Genomic DNA, 18,083 nt, shown 5'->3' on the forward strand with positions numbered 1-18,083 from the left:
CATGACTTGTTGTCGTGTTGACTTTATCAACACAACCAATCCGGAAGAAGTAGTTTCTGGTGATGCTCACCAGAGGAGCTTTCAGCAAGCTCGGGCTGTGTTGTTCGAGGCACAACATCGATCTCAACCTGTGCATGTGGTCTCAAGACCCTGCGCATGGCGCAGGGTGGGGCATCCATAAGTGCTGAAGCACTAACGGCTGCCGACACACACCTGTTATAGGATCAAGCCTTACGGGCAATTAGTATCAGTTAGCTTAACGCATTACTGCGCTTCCACACCTGACCTATCAACGTCCTGGTCTTGAACGACCCTTCAAGGGGCTCGAAGCCCCGGGGATATCTCATCTTAAGGCGAGTTTCCCGCTTAGATGCTTTCAGCGGTTATCTCTTCCGAACATAGCTACCCGGCGATGCCACTGGCGTGACAACCGGTACACCAGAGGTTCGTCCACTCCGGTCCTCTCGTACTAGGAGCAGCCCCCTTCAAATATCCAGCGCCCACGGCAGATAGGGACCAAACTGTCTCACGACGTTTTAAACCCAGCTCACGTACCTCTTTAAATGGCGAACAGCCATACCCTTGGGACCGGCTACAGCCCCAGGATGAGATGAGCCGACATCGAGGTGCCAAACACCGCCGTCGATATGAACTCTTGGGCGGTATCAGCCTGTTATCCCCAGAGTACCTTTTATCCGTTGAGCGATGGCCCTTCCATACAGAACCACCGGATCACTATGACCTGCTTTCGCACCTGCTCGACTTGTCGGTCTCGCAGTTAAGCACGCTTATGCCATTGCACTATCAGCACGATTTCCGACCGTACCTAGCGTACCTTCGTACTCCTCCGTTACACTTTGGGAGGAGACCGCCCCAGTCAAACTGCCTACCATGCACTGTCCCCGATCCGGATCACGGACCAAGGTTAGAACCTCAAACAAACCAGGGTGGTATTTCAAGGTCGGCTCCACGCAGACTGGCGTCCACGCTTCAAAGCCTCCCACCTATCCTACACAGACCGGTTCAAAGTCCAATGCAAAGCTACAGTAAAGGTTCATGGGGTCTTTCCGTCTAGCCGCGGGGAGATTGCATCATCACAAACACTTCAACTTCGCTGAGTCTCGGGAGGAGACAGTGTGGCCATCGTTACGCCATTCGTGCAGGTCGGAACTTACCCGACAAGGAATTTCGCTACCTTAGGACCGTTATAGTTACGGCCGCCGTTTACCGGGACTTCAATCAAGAGCTTGCACCCCATCATTTAATCTTCCGGCACCGGGCAGGCGTCACACCCTATACGTCCACTTTCGTGTTTGCAGAGTGCTGTGTTTTTATTAAACAGTCGCAGCCACCAGTTTATTGCAACCCCTTCACCCTTCTGGCGCAGGCCAGTCAGGCTACAGGGGCGTACCTTATCCCGAAGTTACGGTACCAATTTGCCGAGTTCCTTCTCCCGAGTTCTCTCAAGCGCCTTAGAATACTCATCTCGCCCACCTGTGTCGGTTTGCGGTACGGTCTTGTTAAACTGAAGCTTAGAGGCTTTTCTTGGAACCACTTCCAGTTGCTTCGTGACCTAGATCACTCGTCCCATGCCCTTGAATTCCGCGCCCGGATTTGCCTAAGCGCCTTCTCCAACACAGGAACCGGGACTTCCAACACCCGGACAACCTTCCGCGATCCGTCCCCCCATCGCATTTAACAATGGTGCAGGAATATTAACCTGCTTCCCATCAGCTACGCATTTCTGCCTCGCCTTAGGGGCCGACTCACCCTACGCCGATGAACGTTGCGTAGGAAACCTTGGGCTTACGGCGAGGGGGCCTTTCACCCCCTTTATCGCTACTCATGTCAGCATTCGCACTTCCGATACCTCCAGCGCACTTTTCAATGCACCTTCGCAGGCTTACGGAACGCTCTCCTACCATGCACATAAATGTGCATCCGCAGCTTCGGTATATTGCTTAGCCCCGTTACATCTTCCGCGCAGGACGACTCGATCAGTGAGCTATTACGCTTTCTTTAAAGGATGGCTGCTTCTAAGCCAACCTCCTGACTGTTTTAGCCTTCCCACTTCGTTTCCCACTTAGCAATATTTGGGGACCTTAGCTGGCGGTCTGGGTTGTTTCCCTCTTGACACCGGACGTTAGCACCCGATGTCTGTCTCCCGTGATTGCACTCTTCGGTATTCGGAGTTTGCTATGGCGTAGTAATCCGCAATGGACCCCACAACCATGACAGTGCTCTACCCCCGAAGGTGATACACGAGGCACTACCTAAATAGTTTTCGGAGAGAACCAGCTATTTCCAGGTTTGTTTAGCCTTTCACCCCTATCCACAGCTCATCCCCTAACTTTTCAACGTTAGTGGGTTCGGACCTCCAGTACGTGTTACCGCACCTTCATCCTGGCCATGGATAGATCACCTGGTTTCGGGTCTACACCCAGCGACTGAACGCCCTGTTCGGACTCGCTTTCGCTACGCCTGCCCTAATCGGTTAAGCTTGCCACTGAATGTAAGTCGCTGACCCATTATACAAAAGGTACGCCGTCACCCTCTTTCAAAGGCTCCGACTGTTTGTATGCATGCGGTTTCAGGATCTATTTCACTCCCCTCCCGGGGTTCTTTTCGCCTTTCCCTCACGGTACTGGTTCACTATCGGTCGATCACGAGTATTTAGCCTTGGAGGATGGTCCCCCCATCTTCAGACAGGATTTCACGTGTCCCGCCCTACTTGTCGTACACCTAGTTCTTCCCCGCTGTTTTCGTCTACAGGGCTATCACCTGCTATGGCGGCACTTTCCAGAGCCTTCGACTAACAATGAAGATAAAGAGTACAGGCTGATCCCATTTCGCTCGCCACTACTCTGGGAATCTCGGTTGATTTCTTTTCCTGCGGTTACTTAGATGTTTCAGTTCACCGCGTTCGCTTCACATAGCCTATGTATTCAGCTATGGATACTCCATAAGGAGTGGGTTTCCCCATTCGGACATCTACGGATCAAAGCTCGTTTGCCAGCTCCCCGTAGCTTTTCGCAGGCTACCGCGTCCTTCATCGCCTGTGATCGCCAAGGCATCCACCACATGCACTTGTTCGCTTGACCCTATAACGGGTGTGTCTCATGTCGCATCCACTGGGAATGCAACGCTCGCCACAATCGCTACAGGTTGAGTATTCGTGTTGCGCCGTATTCCAAAAGCGATCTTTCGATCACCTTTTCATACATTGATACAATCACAACCCTGATTCACCTACTCGATCACCCATCTCTAAGTGATCTTTCGTGAATCTCTTTACTACTTCTTCCTGATTGTTAAAGAACGACAGCCGATATCGCGGTTGCTATAACCACGTATCACTCTGACTGGCTCAATCGCCAATGCTTGTTTCACTACATCGCAAACGCCTTTCAACGTGCGCTGCAGATAAACCAGCATTGATGATTGGTGGAGGATGACGGGATCGAACCGACGACCCCCTGCTTGCAAAGCAGGTGCTCTCCCAGCTGAGCTAATCCCCCAGTCACACAGATATCAATACATCCCTATCCGTACTGATCTACTCAGGGGTTTCAGTCATTAGCGCAGCCACCGCAGAAACAGTGGTGGGTCTGGATGGATTCGAACCATCGACCCCCGCCTTATCAAGACGGTGCTCTAACCAACTGAGCTACAGACCCCTGAGTCTGTCTTGTTCACAGCCGATAAGCGTGAGCGCTCAACGCATTGACACGTTAGCTCGAGAAAGGAGGTGATCCAGCCGCACCTTCCGATACGGCTACCTTGTTACGACTTCACCCCAGTCATGAATCCTACCGTGGTGACCGTCCTCCTTGCGGTTAGACTAGCCACTTCTGGTAAAACCCACTCCCATGGTGTGACGGGCGGTGTGTACAAGACCCGGGAACGTATTCACCGCGGCATGCTGATCCGCGATTACTAGCGATTCCAGCTTCACGCACTCGAGTTGCAGAGTGCGATCCGGACTACGATCGGTTTTCTGGGATTGGCTCCCCCTCGCGGGTTGGCGACCCTCTGTTCCGACCATTGTATGACGTGTGAAGCCCTACCCATAAGGGCCATGAGGACTTGACGTCATCCCCACCTTCCTCCGGTTTGTCACCGGCAGTCTCCCTAGAGTGCTCTTGCGTAGCAACTAGGGACAAGGGTTGCGCTCGTTGCGGGACTTAACCCAACATCTCACGACACGAGCTGACGACAGCCATGCAGCACCTGTGTTACGGCTCCCTTTCGGGCACTCCCACCTCTCAGCAGGATTCCATACATGTCAAGGGTAGGTAAGGTTTTTCGCGTTGCATCGAATTAATCCACATCATCCACCGCTTGTGCGGGTCCCCGTCAATTCCTTTGAGTTTTAATCTTGCGACCGTACTCCCCAGGCGGTCAACTTCACGCGTTAGCTACGTTACTAAGTCAATGAAGACCCAACAACTAGTTGACATCGTTTAGGGCGTGGACTACCAGGGTATCTAATCCTGTTTGCTCCCCACGCTTTCGTGCATGAGCGTCAGTATTGGCCCAGGGGGCTGCCTTCGCCATCGGTATTCCTCCACATCTCTACGCATTTCACTGCTACACGTGGAATTCTACCCCCCTCTGCCATACTCTAGCCCGCCAGTCACAAATGCAGTTCCCAGGTTAAGCCCGGGGATTTCACATCTGTCTTAGCGGACCGCCTGCGCACGCTTTACGCCCAGTAATTCCGATTAACGCTTGCACCCTACGTATTACCGCGGCTGCTGGCACGTAGTTAGCCGGTGCTTATTCTTCCGGTACCGTCATCCCCCCGGGGTATTAACCCAGAGGCTTTCTTTCCGGACAAAAGTGCTTTACAACCCGAAGGCCTTCTTCACACACGCGGCATTGCTGGATCAGGCTTTCGCCCATTGTCCAAAATTCCCCACTGCTGCCTCCCGTAGGAGTCTGGGCCGTGTCTCAGTCCCAGTGTGGCTGGTCGTCCTCTCAGACCAGCTACAGATCGTCGCCTTGGTAGGCCTTTACCCCACCAACTAGCTAATCTGCCATCGGCCGCCCCTGTAGCGGGAGGTCTTGCGATCCCCCCCTTTCCTCCGTAGAGCGTATGCGGTATTAATCCGGCTTTCGCCGGGCTATCCCCCACTACAGGACACGTTCCGATGTATTACTCACCCGTTCGCCACTCGCCACCAGGGTTGCCCCCGTGCTGCCGTTCGACTTGCATGTGTAAGGCATGCCGCCAGCGTTCAATCTGAGCCAGGATCAAACTCTTCAGTTCAAACCTGTTACTGTTTTTCGGTTCAGTTAAGAACCGGTCGCTCACTCAACGTACTGACGAATGATTAACCTGTCCAAAGACAGGAAAACCTTCCTTTAATACTAGTGTGAGACTTGATACTTTCGCTTCCAGCAAACCCCGAAGGGTCCACTGCGCGTCGCGCATCAAGCGCCCACACTTATCGGCTGTTAATTTTTAAAGATCGATTACGCATTCACTACCGAACCAGCACCGCGTTGCATCACATCACAACCACCCGGCACCGCTTCGTTCTGCGTCGCTGCATCAGCAGCAGAGAAACGAGATTATGAAGGCTCTTTTTCGTTTCGTCAACAACATTTTTCGCTTTCGCTTAAAACCTTGTTGACGTCACGGCCGCTGGTTTCTGCCGCGGCCCTCGTTCGCAAACGAGGAGGCGAACTATAGGCGAACATCAGCCATGTGACAAGTGTTTGAAGAAAATCTTTTTTGCGGCTCACTTCCGGGTTGAATTCTCCAAAGCAGCCACCGGAACCGCTTCGGCCATTGCGGTGTATCCGGCGTCGCTGGGATGGATATGATCGCCACTGTCAAAGGTGCGCTGCAGGCGACTCGGGTGCGCCGGGTCGCGTAGTGCTGCGTCGAAATCTACGACGCCGTCGAAAGCGCGGCTGGTTCGAATCCACTGGTTGACCGCAAGCCGGATCGCCTCTCGGGGCGCCGGCAGCGAGGCAGGCGTCAACGTCGCGCCGAACACCTTCACGCCACGGTGCCGTGCATCTGCAATCACCCGCTGGTACCCGGCGATCAGATCGGCGGCTGTCACCGAGGTGTGTGGGGAGTCGCAGTCGAGGCCGCTACGAGCTGGCATCTCTGCAAAATTGATGTCGTTGATTCCGATCAGCAGAATCGCCGTCTTGACACCCGGGCGTTCCAGCACGTCCCGGTCGAAACGCCGGACGAGTGCGTCGCCGTAGCAGAGTGAGTCGCTCAACAAACGATTGCCGCTGATGCCAAGATTGACGATAGCCGTCGAGTGGTCTCCGGTGCCGGCGAACCGACGAGCCAGCGCGTCCGGCCAGCGTCGATTCTGATTCAGGCTGGAGCGCATGCCGTCGGTGATCGAGTCGCCGATCGCGGCGATGGCAACCGATGAAGGCGCGTCCACCGACAAGCCAGTCACCCACACATATTGCGTGAACCGGCCGCGAAACGATTCAGCGGAAGTATCGGCCGTGTGATTACCCGGTACGGAAACGTAATTCAACTGACTCGATACCCGATGCCACGCCACGATCCGCTGTTCCGGCCCCGTGAACGCACTGAGCGCATACGGCGCACCTTCAACGATGTCGATAGCAACCGGGTCGCTATCCAACTCCGCGCCCGCCGGCACGCTCACCGAACTCTTGCCACCGAACGTCACGCGCGCCTCGCCATTGCCTAGCGCCGCAGCCCCACCGGCCGAGCGCGCGATGCGCAAATCCTCGATGACGAGCGCCGTCTTCCCGTACTCATTACTGAGATGGACTCGTGCGGATTTACCTGACAGCGTGGGATAGACGATCTGACGAACGGTGCGCCCTGCTACCTCCGGGGCGCGATATAAGGGCGGCAAATCCGATCGTTGCGGGATGGGTTGCAACGCCGTCGCCCACGCAGTAACCCAGTGCGCCGGGGCGTCGGCGGCAAAAACGGTCGAGGAAACGGCAAATTGGCAAAGCAGCGCCGCGCCACATGCGGCAGCCAGGGTGCGAATGGTCATTCGGGTGGTCAGTTCGATGCGAAACGTGCATTGTGCCCGATCGCCATGGCCATCGCGGCCGAATGGGCGAGTGGGCGAGTGGGCGAGTGGGCGAGTGGGCGAGTGGGCGAGCGCTATCGTACGATCACCCGCGCCTCGTATCAAGGCTGCGGCACCGACCGTACCGCAAGCGGGGGCACGGGTATTCGGTGGATCGCGCGGCGCCGGACGTATTCGGCTCGCCTGGCACTAGAGCCCCCACCCGGGGCCCTAGACGCAACGTCTGCGAAGCAGCCATCGGCCGAGGATGCACAGCGTCTCGCCCATATCAGGCCGCCTGCGCCACCGCCATTCGGTGTGAGCGCAAACGCATTATTCGTCATACCGCCACCGACGCCCCGCTCATCTTCAATGCAAGCGCTTCGGCCACCTCGATCCCGTCGATGGCTGCCGAGTAGATTCCGCCGGCATACCCCGCGCCCTCACCGGCCGGATACAAGCCCTCGACATTCATGCTCTGATAGTCGTCCCGGCGCCGCACGCGAATCGGTGACGACGTTCTCGTCTCGACGCCTGTCAGCACGGCGTCATGCATGGCAAACCCGGCGATTTTCTTGTCCATCTGCGGCAACGCTTCGCGGATCGCCTCGATCACGTAGTCGGGCAGCGCCGTGCTGAGATCGGTCGGATGCACGCCCGGCTTGTAGGACGGCACCACCGACCCCAGCGACGTAGACGGCCGCCCAGCGATAAAATCGCCGACCAGTTGCCCCGGCGCCATATAGTTGCCGCCGCCCAGTTCGAACGCCCGCTCTTCCCATTTACGCTGGAAGGCGATGCCGGCAAGCGGCCCGCCCGGATAGTCGTCCGGCGTGATGCCGACGACAATCCCGGCGTTGGCATTGCGTTCCGCCCGTGAGTACTGGCTCATGCCGTTGGTCACCACGCGGCCCGGCTCGGAAGTCGCCGCGACCACCGTGCCGCCCGGACACATGCAGAAGCTATAAACCGCACGCCCATTGCTGCAGTGATGCACCACCTTATAGTCAGCGGCGCCGAGTTGCTTGTGTCCCGCGAACTTGCCGAAACGACTGCGATCGATCAACCCTTGCGGATGTTCGATCCGGAAACCGAGCGAAAAAGGCTTGGCTTCGATATAGACGCCGCGGTCGTTCAGCATCTGGAAGGTATCGCGCGCGCTATGGCCGACCGCCAGCACCACGTGGTCGCAGCGCAAATGTTCGCCCGTCGACAGTTTGAGCCCGCGCACCTTGCCCTGATCGATTTCAATATCGTCGACCCGCGTCTCGAAACGCACTTCGCCGCCCAACTCGTGAATGGTCGCGCGCATCTTTTCGACCATGCTGACAAGGCGGAACGTGCCGATATGGGGGCGGCTCAGATAAAGAATGTCCTCCGGCGCACCCGCGCGGACGAACTCATCGAGCACCTTGCGGCCGTAGTGCTTCGGATCCTTGATCTGACTATAAAGCTTGCCGTCCGAGAAGGTACCCGCGCCGCCTTCGCCGAACTGCACGTTCGATTCAGGATTGAGCACCGACTTGCGCCACAGGCCGAAAGTATCTTTAGTGCGCTCGCGCACGGCCTTGCCGCGCTCGAGAATGATCGGACGAAAGCCCATTTGGGCAAGGATCAGCCCGGCAAACAGGCCGCACGGCCCCATGCCGATCACGACCGGGCGCGGGGAGGTCATCTGCGCCGGTGCTTTGGCGACAAAACGGTACGTCATGTCCGGCGTCACGCCGCAGTGCGGCACGTCGGCGAGCCGCCTGAGCGCGGCCGCTTCATCTTTGACTTCAACGTCGACGATATAAGTGAGCTTGATGTCGGTGCGCTTGCGCGCGTCGTGTGCGCGGCGGAACACGGTGTATCGGACGAGCCCGTCGTCGCCCACGCCGAGCTCAGCGAGGCGCGCGCGGACGGCGGCTTCGAGAACGCTCTCGGGATGATCGAGCGGGAGTTTGATTTCGCTTAGACGTAACATGAGTACCGGGGGATGCAGGAAGGCCGCAAATCGCAGCCAATTCGCAATTTTATAGGTTAAGTGTCGGCGCGGGGCGGCAGTGCATGTGAAACGCCCTCGACGGCGCTCCTTCCTTCCCCTATCGATAGCCGCGGTCCGTCTCAAAAAATTTATTAACCGACCGGTCGGTTGGTTTATACTGCGCAAACACAGACAACTTCCGCTGAGAGCGTCCCCATGTACACGCAATCCCTGGATATCCCCGGCAATGTTGCCCCGCTCGACGCGGCAGCGAGTTCGCCCGAACAGGCGCAATTCGATGCGGTCATGACCGCCGACGGCAAGATCGAGGCGCAGGACTGGATGCCTGACGCTTACCGCAAGACGCTGGTGCGGCAAATCTCGCAGCACGCGCATTCGGAGATCGTCGGCATGCTGCCAGAAGGCAACTGGATCACACGCGCACCCAGCCTGAAGCGCAAGGCGATCCTGCTGGCCAAAGTGCAGGATGAAGCCGGCCACGGTCTCTATCTATATAGCGCGGCCGAAACGCTCGGTGTGTCGCGCGATCAGTTGATCGCTGCGTTGCACTCGGGCAAAGCCAAATATTCGAGCATCTTCAATTACCCGACGCCCACGTGGGCGGACGTCGGCGTGATCGGCTGGCTGGTGGACGGCGCGGCAATCATGAACCAGATTCCGCTGTGCCGCTGCACTTACGGCCCGTACGCACGCGCAATGATCCGTATCTGCAAGGAAGAGTCGTTCCATCAGCGCCAAGGCTTCGACGCGCTGATGTCGATGATGAGCGGCACCGAAGCGCAACGCGAATTGGTCCAGCAAGCCGTGAACCGCTGGTGGTGGCCGGTGCTGATGATGTTCGGACCGAGCGACAAAGACTCGATCCACAGCAACCAGTCGTCGAAATGGGGCATCAAACGCATCTCGAACGACGATCTGCGCCAGAAATTCGTCGACGCCACCGTCGACCAGGCCAAGGTGCTCGGCGTCACGCTGCCGGACCCGGATCTGAAGTGGAACGAAGCCCGTGGCCACCACGACTATGGCGATATCGACTGGGAAGAATTCTGGCGCGTCGTGAATGGCGACGGCCCCTGCAACCGCGAACGTCTCGCGACTCGCGTGAAGGCGCACGACGAAGGCGCCTGGGTGCGCGAAGCCGCCCTCGCCCACGCCGAAAAGCAACGCCAGCGCGCGCAACAGCACGCCGCTTAACTCACGCGGCAAGCCGAACAAAGTATCAGGAGATCAGCGATGAACAAGGAATGGCCGATTTGGGAAGTCTTCGTGCGCAGCAAGCAGGGACTCGACCATAAACACTGCGGCAGCCTGCATGCCGCCGACGCGCCGATGGCGCTGCGCATGGCCCGCGACGTCTACACGCGCCGCCAGGAAGGCGTGAGCATCTGGGTGGTGCCGTCGTCGGCGATCACGGCGTCCGCGCCGGAAGACAAGGCGGAGCTGTTCGAACCGGCTGGCGACAAGATTTACCGCCATCCGACGTTCTATACGCTCCCCGACGAAGTCAACCACATGTAAGCGCGGCCATGAACATTACGCCCCAACATCTGCAGTACGTGCTGCGCCTCGCGGACACCGCGCTGATCCTCGGTCAGCGCAATACCGAGTGGTGCGGTCACGGCCCGGTTCTCGAAGAGGACATCGCGCTGTCGAACATGAGTCTGGATCTGATCGGTCAGGCGCGCCTGTTGTATACGCACGCCGCCTCGCTGGAACAGCAACTCACCGGCAAAAGCCGCACGGAAGACGACTACGCCTACTTCCGCGCCGAACGTGAGTTCGCCAACTACACGCTGGCCGAGTTGCCGCATTACGGCCCGCTAGCCGGTACCGCGCAAGCCGAGAAGGACTACGCGGTCACGATCGTGCGCAATTTCCTGTACGCGACGCTGATGGCGCATCTTTGGTCGGCACTCACTACGTCGAAGGATGAACAGCTGGCAGCGATCGCCTCGAAGTCGATCAAGGAAGCCAGCTATCACGTGCACCACGCAAGCGAATGGCTGATCCGTTTCGGCGACGGCACCGACGAGTCACATCGCCGTGCTCAAGCCGCACTCGACTATCTGCTGCCATACACGCGCGAGTTTTTCAGTGCCGACGCCGTGGAGGAGACCATCGCCGCCGCCGGTATCGGGCCGATGACGTCGGATCTCGAAGGAGCATGGCTCGAAGACGTACAGGCCACGCTCGATAAAGCCACGCTCAAGCTGCCCGAAGCCGTCAAGCACATCACGACTGGCAAGCACGGCGAGCACTCGGAACACATGGGTTTTGTGCTGGCCGAAATGCAAAGCCTCGCGCGCCAGCATCCCGGCGCCACCTGGTAAGCGCACAACCGGAACCCGACGGAACTTCACGATGACGATGACGACCTCGACTGCCATGCTCACCGCCAACGCCACGCTCGAACGCGCGTGGGCCGTGCTCGAAACGGTGCCCGATCCGGAGATTCCGGTGGTGTCGATTCGGGAACTCGGCATTCTGCGCGACGTGCGGCGCGCCGCCGACGGCACGCTCGAAGTCGTGATCACGCCGACCTATTCCGGTTGCCCGGCAATGTCGCAGATCGCCGAAGACGTCGCGCATGCGCTCGACGCGGCCGATCTGAAGCCATATCGGATCGCCACGGTCCTCGCACCGGCCTGGACCACCGACTGGATGACCGCCGACGCGCGTGAAAAGCTGCGCGCCTACGGCATCGCGCCGCCGACGGGCAATTGCGGCTCCGCCGCGCCGTCGCAGGAAAAAGTGCTGCGTTTCATGCCGCGCGCGCTGCCGGCGCCGTCGTGCCCCCGTTGCGGCTCGGCGCATACCGAGCGCCTCGCGCAATTCGGCTCGACGGCCTGCAAGGCGCTGTACCGCTGCATCGACTGCCGCGAACCCTTCGACTACTTCAAACCATACTGATATGGCTACCCCGCAATTTCATCCGCTGCGCATCCGCGAAGTGCGGCCCGAAACCGCCGACGCGGTCTCGGTTGCCTTCGAAGTCCCTGCCGAACTACGCGATCAATACCGCTTCATGCAGGGTCAGTTCGTCACGCTGAAAACGCACATCGACGGTGAGGAAACGCGCCGTTCGTATTCGATCTGCGTCGGCGTCACCGATTACGATCGCGACGGCGAATTGCGCATCGGCATCAAGCGCGTGCGCGGCGGGCGTTTCTCGAACTTCGCGTTCGACACGCTGCAGCCCGGCCACACCATTGACGTGATGACGCCGGACGGCCGCTTCTTCACCCATCTGAATGCCGACCAGGGTCAGCAATACCTCGCGTTTTCCGGCGGCTCGGGCATCACACCGGTGCTCGCGATCATCAAGACCACGCTCGAAGTCGAGCCACGCAGCACTTTCACGCTGGTGTACGGCAACCGCAGCGTCGATCAGATCATGTTCGCGGAAGAACTCGAGGATCTGAAGAACCGCTTCATGAACCGCTTCGTGCTCTATCACGTGCTGTCCGACGACCTGCAAGACGTCGAGCTGTTCAACGGCGTGCTCGACCAGGAGAAGTGCGCCGCCTTCATCGAAAATCTGCTGCCGGCCGACGCAATCGACGAAGCCTTCATCTGCGGCCCCGCACCGATGATGGATGCCGCCGAGGCTGCGCTGAAAGCAGCGGGCGTGCCTTCGGCAAAAGTGCATGTTGAGCGCTTCGGTTCGCCGCTGCCGCAAGCGGGCGTGCCGCCGGTCGAAATCACCGACGACACCCCGGCCGCCGACCTCGAAATCGTCCTCGACGGGAAAAGGCGCAAGCTGCGCCTGCCGTATCAGGGCGTGAGCGTGCTCGACGTCGGCTTGCGTGCCGGTCTCGCGTTGCCGTACGCGTGCAAGGGCGGCGTCTGCTGCACTTGCCGCGCGAAGGTGCTGGAAGGCGAGGTCAAGATGGAAAAGAACTACACGCTGGAAGAACACGAAATCCGCGACGGTTACGTGCTGACCTGCCAATGCCATCCAATCAGCGATCGCGTGGTGGTGAGTTACGACGAGCGCTGAGCCGAACGCATCCGGCAGCCACGCGGCGCCTGGAACGCTTTCAGCAGGTCCGCGATCCGCTTACACTAGGGGCCGCTCGCGATTGGACGCCTGTCCCGGTCGATGAGCGGCCCCTTTTGCTATTTGCGTTTTTTGCCAGCCCAAGCCACTGCCGATGAGCACCATCCACCTCACCAACGGCGATGTCGCCGCCGAGTCACTGCGCGCCGCGCTAGCCGAGGCGGGCCGCGACGATCGCGTGCACGCACTGCGCGACGATCTGGCGGTCGGTCCGCTGCGCGGTATCGATGACGGACCCGACGTGCGAGCAGAATTCTGGGACCGTGTCAGCACGGACCGCCGGCGCGATTTTCTTCGGGAATTCCGCGAGCAGGCGGCCACGCTGGAGAACATCGCACGCGGTGCCGCGAACGTGGTGGTCTGGCACGGCGAAAGCGCAGCCGATCAATTGATGCTGCGCCGCGTCAGCTACCACCTGCGCAACAGCCCGCAACGGCTGAATGAAGTGCGTCTGTCGATTCACGACCTCACCGATCCGGACGCATGGGCGCACAGTCGCAAAGATCGCGCGACATCCGTCGGCATGTTCGCGCCGGCTGTACTGCAAGGGCGCCTGCCGGACGCGGCGCCGATTTCGGTTCTGCGCATCAGCCGGCTTGCGCTCGAATGGCAGGAGGCCAAACACGCGAACGGCGAGACACGGCGCTGGCGCGACAACACTTTCACGAACGGCAGCTTCGCCGATCTGGACGCACTGATTCTCGAACAGGCCATCGGCGACTGGCAACCTGCCGCGCGTGTTGCCGCTGAACTGATGACCGCCGACCTCTGCTATCTGGTGAGCGACAGCATCGTGCTGTGGCGCTTTCGCGAACTGGCCGCAACACGCCGCATCAAGCTGCGCGGCGACGCGAGCGCATGGCGCACGCTGGAGCTCTGCGCGGCACTTGCACCCTGTCCACACTAATAAAACAGACGACCATGGCACGCACCCGAGCCCCCGACCACGAAACCCAGCGCGACCAGATTCTCGAACTAGCCGCGGCGAAATTCGCGCAGACCAGCTACCCGAGCACCTCGATGGCCGACCTCGCCGCCGCGAGCGGCACCTCGAAAGCGCGCCTGTACCACTACTACGCGAGCAAGGAAGCGATCCTGTTCGATCTGCTGGACCGCTACACCAAACGGCTGATGCTGATCATCGCCGAGGTGGAGGGAGCGAGCCAACGTCGCGGGTTGTCCGAGCGGGAAACCTTCGCGGAGCTGATCCGCGCATTTCTGTCCGAGTATGAGACGTCGCACAGCCGTCACGTCGCGCTCTTGAACGACGTGAAGTATCTGGTCGACGCCCAGCGCGAGATCATCCTGAACCGCCAGCGCGACGTGGTCGCGGCGTTTGCGCGGCAGTTGGCGCGCGCTTATCCGGAACGCGCCACGCGCGAAAACCAGACCGCCCTCACGATGATGGTGTTCGGAATGATCAACTGGACATTCACCTGGCTCAAGCCGGACGGCCGAATGGGCTACCGGGAATTTGCCGAGCAGGTGGTCAATATGGTGGACCATGGATTGAGCTCCGCCGAAGGCTGATTGCGCACGGCAGCATTGTTCAGAGGGAATAGTGGGCGCCTGCCGCCTCGGCCGCAACATCTTGTCACGAACGCTTGCTCAATTTATTTTTCCTTAATAATCAATACATTAAAAATAGGGCGCTAGATTTTTAGGCGTTCCCCTCAGTTTTGATACGGGTTTTCCCTAGTGTCAGGTCGGCATTTCCGCTAAAATCGTTTTTGCGGTGCACCATGCCGCTTGATTAAAGGAGAACCTGACCATGAACATGAACATGATTACACCCCGCGCCGCTGAGCCGATCGTCGCGCACGATCGCCTGTTGCAGCCAGGCGGTCGTGCGCCTGCTCTGGTCCGCGAACTCACCGCCATCGATCGCGAACGGCTGCTGACCCACTTCCTCTCGCTCGACGAAGACGACCGCCTTTTGCGCTTTGGCCAGATCGTGCCGGACCACGTCATTGAAAATTACGTCCGCGCGATCGATTTCACGCGCGACACGGTCTTCGGCGTATTCGATAGTCAATTGCAACTCATCGGCGTCGGCCATCTGGCGTATCTGCCGGTCGAAGGCAACAAGCGCACTGCCGAGTTCGGCGTCTCGGTGCTGGAAAGCGCTCGTGGGCAAGGTATTGGCTCGAAGCTCTTCGAGCGTGCCGCCATCCGCAGCCGGAATACGCATGTCACCATGCTCTACATGCACTGCCTGTCGCGCAATTCGACCATGATGCACATCGCGAAGAAGGCCGGCATGAAGATCGAATACTCGTACGGCGAAGCAGACGCCTATCTGACGCTGCCGCCGGCGGATCAAACGAGCATCATCGCCGAAATGCTGCAGGAGCAAGCCGCGGTGTTCGATTACGCACTCAAGCGCCAGGCGCGTCAGGCGTCGAGACTGTTCGAATCGTTCTTGCCGACAGCTGAGGCCGCTTAACCGGTCCGCGCTTCGGCGAAACAAAAAGGGCGGCCTTGTTGGCTGCCCTTTTTGTTTGTCTGCCGCTTGACCGCGGCCCGGCGCTCACAAAATCGGCAGTGCCGTTGTCTCTTTGAACTTCTCGAGCGAAAAGCTCGTCTTCACGTCGATGACAGAGGGATGGTGCAGCAACTGGTCCTGCACGAAACGTGAAAAGTGCGCCATATCCTCGACCTGCACGCGCAGCAGGTAATCCATGTCGCCCGTCATCGCGTGACATGCGACCACTTCCGGCCACGTCTGCACCGCCGCGCGGAACAGATCGGCGTGCGTGGTGTAGCCGCGCGGACTGAGCGCCGGACCGCTGCGCTTTTCCAGCCGCACGTTGACGTAAGCAAGCAGATCGAGCCCAAGCTTTTGCGCATCGAGCAGCGCGACATAGCCGCGAATCACCCCGCTCTCCTCCAGCCGACGGATACGCCGCAAACAGGGGCTCGGCGACAGATTGATGCGCTCGGCGATCTCCTGATTCGATAGCCGGCCATTCTCCTGAAGGATCGCCAGAATGCGTCTGTCGATGGCGTCTATCTCTATTTTGGCCATTTTCTGTCGTCCATGTGAGAAAACAAGCCAGGAAATAGCGCCAGCGTATCGACATGCGATTAACTTCGCAAGTTTTCGTCGCCGGCCGGCCTTTACACTTGCGTCATTCAGTCGCGCTAACTTGCACACCCCGCGTCAGCGCTTGGCTTTGTATGGGGCCGGAGTAAGCGCTAAAGCGTCAACTCCGGTCGACAACTTTGTATGGGACCGGAGTAAGCGCTGAAGCGCTAACTCCGGTCGACACAGGAGACAGACAATGCAGGTTTCAACTTGGGAGAATCCGGTCGGCACCGACGGCTTCGAATTCATCGAATACACCGCACCGGATCCGAAGGCGCTCGGCAAGCTGTTCGAACAGATGGGCTTCACCGCCGTCGCCCGGCATCGTCACAAAGACGTGACGCTGTATCGCCAGGGCGAAATCAACTTCATCGTCAACGGGGAACAGCATTCGTTCGCGCAACGTTTCACGCGCCTGCACGGCCCGTCGATCTGCGCGATCGCCTTCCGCGTGCAGGACGCGGCGAAGGCTTACCAGCAGGCTCTGGAAAAAGGCGCCTGGGGCTTCGACAACAAGACCGGCCCGATGGAACTGAACATCCCGGCGATCAAGGGTATTGGCGACTCGCTGATCTATTTCGTCGACCGCTGGCGCGGCAAGAACGGCGCTGAGCCAGGCAGCATTGGCAACATCGACATTTATGACGTCGACTTCGAGCCGATTCCCGGCGCCAATCCTAACCCGGTCGGCCACGGCCTGACCTACATCGATCACCTCACGCACAACGTCCATCGCGGCCGCATGCAGGAATGGGCGGAGTTCTACGAGCGTCTGTTCAATTTCCGGGAAGTGCGTTACTTCGACATCGAAGGCAAGGTGACCGGCGTGAAATCGAAGGCAATGACCTCGCCGTGCGGAAAGATCCGCATTCCGATCAATGAGGAAGGTTCTGACGTGCCCGGCCAGATTCAGGAATATCTGGACGAGTACCACGGCGAAGGCATCCAGCACATCGCGCTGGGCAGCAACGACATCTACCGCACCGTGGACGGTTTGCGCGCGGCGAACATCTCGTTGCTCGATACGATCGACACGTACTATGAACTGGTCGATCGCCGTGTGCCGAACCACGGCGAACCGCTCGATGAATTGCGTAAGCGCAAGATTCTGATCGACGGCGCACCCGACGACTTGCTGCTGCAGATATTCACCGAAAACCAGATCGGACCGATCTTCTTCGAGATCATCCAGCGCAAGGGTAATCAGGGGTTCGGCGAGGGCAATTTCAAGGCGCTGTTCGAATCGATCGAGCTAGACCAGATTCGCCGCGGCGTGGTTCAGGACAAGGCCTAACGATTAAAGGCCGGCACGGAATCTGAGAGAGATAAAAAAGGGCGAGGATCTTGCGATCCTCGCCCTTCGTCGTCTATGCCGTTGGTCGAAGCCCGGACAACGGCTGATTTTCAACTGATGCGCCGCTTTAGCAACGCATCACGAATTCTGGTCTTCCTTGTCGGCCTTTGTGGATCGTGCAAGACGCTCCGCCGCAATGCGGGCGGGCGCGACTTGCGCCATGCTGGTGATCGCATTCGACAACGCCCCTGCGCTGCTCGAGCTTGAGTTCGAGCGCACCGGCGTGCTCATGGCAAAGAATGCGGCCGAAACCATCAGGAAAGTCTGGATGTTTCTCGTGTTCATGCGTACTCCTTTTCTAACTGCCCTGCTGTCCTGAAGCTCCACCGAATGCAGAGCGTTGCGCAGACATTGCTCGCAGGTGGGGGTTAGACAGACATTTCAACTGCGGTTCCGCATATTTGTAGTTTTTACAGCTTGTTACAGGGGTGTCAGAGAGCCGGGTGCCAGCCGATGCGCTTCTGGGAAATCGCGCCGCGTGACCGTGTTCATGTCGCGCTGCGGCGGGTTTTCACCAGTGCTACCATCGCTTGAAACACGTCAATATGGCGACCCCGGCC

13 protein-coding genes, 2 tRNA genes and 2 rRNA genes are annotated in these 18,083 nt (G+C 58.9%); 9 read left to right on the top strand and 8 right to left on the bottom strand.

Annotated elements, in window-relative coordinates; translation table 11 throughout:
• Window positions 1-220: 220 nt before the first annotated feature.
• The 6 genes from AYM40_RS19055 to AYM40_RS19080 all read right to left on the bottom strand — a co-directional run bounded on the left by AYM40_RS19055 (window position 221) and on the right by AYM40_RS19080 (window position 9,000).
• Window positions 221-3,101 (bottom strand): 23S ribosomal RNA (locus AYM40_RS19055).
• 341 nt (window positions 3,102-3,442) lie between these two features.
• Window positions 3,443-3,518: transfer RNA gene (locus AYM40_RS19060), tRNA-Ala, on the bottom strand.
• 82 nt (window positions 3,519-3,600) lie between these two features.
• A tRNA-Ile gene (locus AYM40_RS19065) sits at window positions 3,601-3,677 on the bottom strand.
• Window positions 3,678-3,741: 64 nt separating this feature from the next.
• Window positions 3,742-5,272: ribosomal RNA gene (locus tag AYM40_RS19070) — 16S ribosomal RNA — on the bottom strand.
• Together the 16S and 23S rRNA genes with 2 tRNA genes alongside form the textbook arrangement of a ribosomal RNA operon.
• 475 nt (window positions 5,273-5,747) lie before the next feature.
• Complete coding sequence (locus tag AYM40_RS19075) at window positions 5,748-7,016, bottom strand: SGNH/GDSL hydrolase family protein (protein WP_063497541.1); 1,269 nt, start codon at window positions 7,014-7,016, stop codon at window positions 5,748-5,750.
• Between the two features lie 358 nt (window positions 7,017-7,374).
• A complete protein-coding gene (locus tag AYM40_RS19080; RefSeq protein WP_063497542.1) occupies window positions 7,375-9,000 on the bottom strand; it encodes an NAD(P)/FAD-dependent oxidoreductase in 1,626 nt (541 codons plus the stop codon).
• A 216-nt stretch (window positions 9,001-9,216) separates the two neighbouring features.
• Between AYM40_RS19080 and paaA the strand changes: the two genes are divergently transcribed.
• From paaA to AYM40_RS19120, 8 genes are all read left to right on the top strand, one after another.
• The gene (gene paaA / locus AYM40_RS19085; protein WP_063497543.1) at window positions 9,217-10,215 is read left to right on the top strand and encodes a 1,2-phenylacetyl-CoA epoxidase subunit PaaA; all 999 of its coding nucleotides are present in this window, start codon (window positions 9,217-9,219) and stop codon (window positions 10,213-10,215) included.
• 39 nt (window positions 10,216-10,254) lie between these two features.
• Window positions 10,255-10,539 (top strand): 1,2-phenylacetyl-CoA epoxidase subunit PaaB, encoded by a 285-nt coding sequence (gene paaB / locus AYM40_RS19090; RefSeq protein ID WP_007179854.1) that lies wholly within the window; start codon window positions 10,255-10,257, stop codon window positions 10,537-10,539.
• Window positions 10,540-10,547: 8 nt separating this feature from the next.
• On the top strand, window positions 10,548-11,351 hold the full coding sequence (gene paaC, locus AYM40_RS19095; RefSeq protein ID WP_063497544.1) for a 1,2-phenylacetyl-CoA epoxidase subunit PaaC: 804 nt from the start codon (window positions 10,548-10,550) through the stop codon (window positions 11,349-11,351).
• Window positions 11,352-11,388: 37 nt separating this feature from the next.
• On the top strand, window positions 11,389-11,931 hold the full coding sequence (paaD, locus tag AYM40_RS19100) for a 1,2-phenylacetyl-CoA epoxidase subunit PaaD (RefSeq protein ID WP_063498110.1): 543 nt from the start codon (window positions 11,389-11,391) through the stop codon (window positions 11,929-11,931).
• 1 nt (window position 11,932) lies between these two features.
• Window positions 11,933-13,021 carry a 1,2-phenylacetyl-CoA epoxidase subunit PaaE gene (gene paaE / locus AYM40_RS19105; RefSeq protein WP_063497545.1) on the top strand — a complete coding sequence of 363 codons (1,089 nt, stop codon included), beginning with the start codon at window positions 11,933-11,935 and terminating at the stop codon, window positions 13,019-13,021.
• Window positions 13,022-13,175: 154 nt separating this feature from the next.
• Window positions 13,176-13,988, top strand: coding sequence for a DUF1835 domain-containing protein (locus AYM40_RS19110; RefSeq protein ID WP_063497546.1), 813 nt, complete (start codon window positions 13,176-13,178; stop codon window positions 13,986-13,988).
• Between the two features lie 14 nt (window positions 13,989-14,002).
• Window positions 14,003-14,611, top strand: a complete 609-nt coding sequence (locus AYM40_RS19115; protein WP_063497547.1) for a TetR/AcrR family transcriptional regulator — start codon at window positions 14,003-14,005, stop codon at window positions 14,609-14,611.
• 247 nt (window positions 14,612-14,858) lie between these two features.
• Window positions 14,859-15,527 carry a GNAT family N-acetyltransferase gene (locus AYM40_RS19120; protein ID WP_063498111.1) on the top strand — a complete coding sequence of 223 codons (669 nt, stop codon included), beginning with the start codon at window positions 14,859-14,861 and terminating at the stop codon, window positions 15,525-15,527.
• A gap of 84 nt (window positions 15,528-15,611) precedes the next feature.
• On the opposite strand, the gene AYM40_RS19125 is transcribed toward AYM40_RS19120, so the two are convergent.
• Window positions 15,612-16,109: an Lrp/AsnC family transcriptional regulator gene (locus AYM40_RS19125; RefSeq protein ID WP_063497548.1), complete on the bottom strand. Its 498-nt coding sequence runs from the start codon at window positions 16,107-16,109 to the stop codon at window positions 15,612-15,614.
• Window positions 16,110-16,365: 256 nt separating this feature from the next.
• On the opposite strand from AYM40_RS19125, the gene hppD reads away from it, so the two are divergent.
• Window positions 16,366-17,463, top strand: coding sequence for a 4-hydroxyphenylpyruvate dioxygenase (gene hppD, locus AYM40_RS19130; RefSeq protein WP_063497549.1), 1,098 nt, complete (start codon window positions 16,366-16,368; stop codon window positions 17,461-17,463).
• A gap of 138 nt (window positions 17,464-17,601) precedes the next feature.
• Here the strand turns inward: hppD and AYM40_RS38700 are convergent, their stop codons facing one another.
• Complete coding sequence (locus AYM40_RS38700) at window positions 17,602-17,808, bottom strand: hypothetical protein (RefSeq protein WP_082855127.1); 207 nt, start codon at window positions 17,806-17,808, stop codon at window positions 17,602-17,604.
• Window positions 17,809-18,083: the final 275 nt, after the last annotated feature.

Origin of the sequence: Paraburkholderia phytofirmans OLGA172 (assembly GCF_001634365.1) — a bacterium.
Lineage (GTDB): Bacteria > Pseudomonadota > Gammaproteobacteria > Burkholderiales > Burkholderiaceae > Paraburkholderia.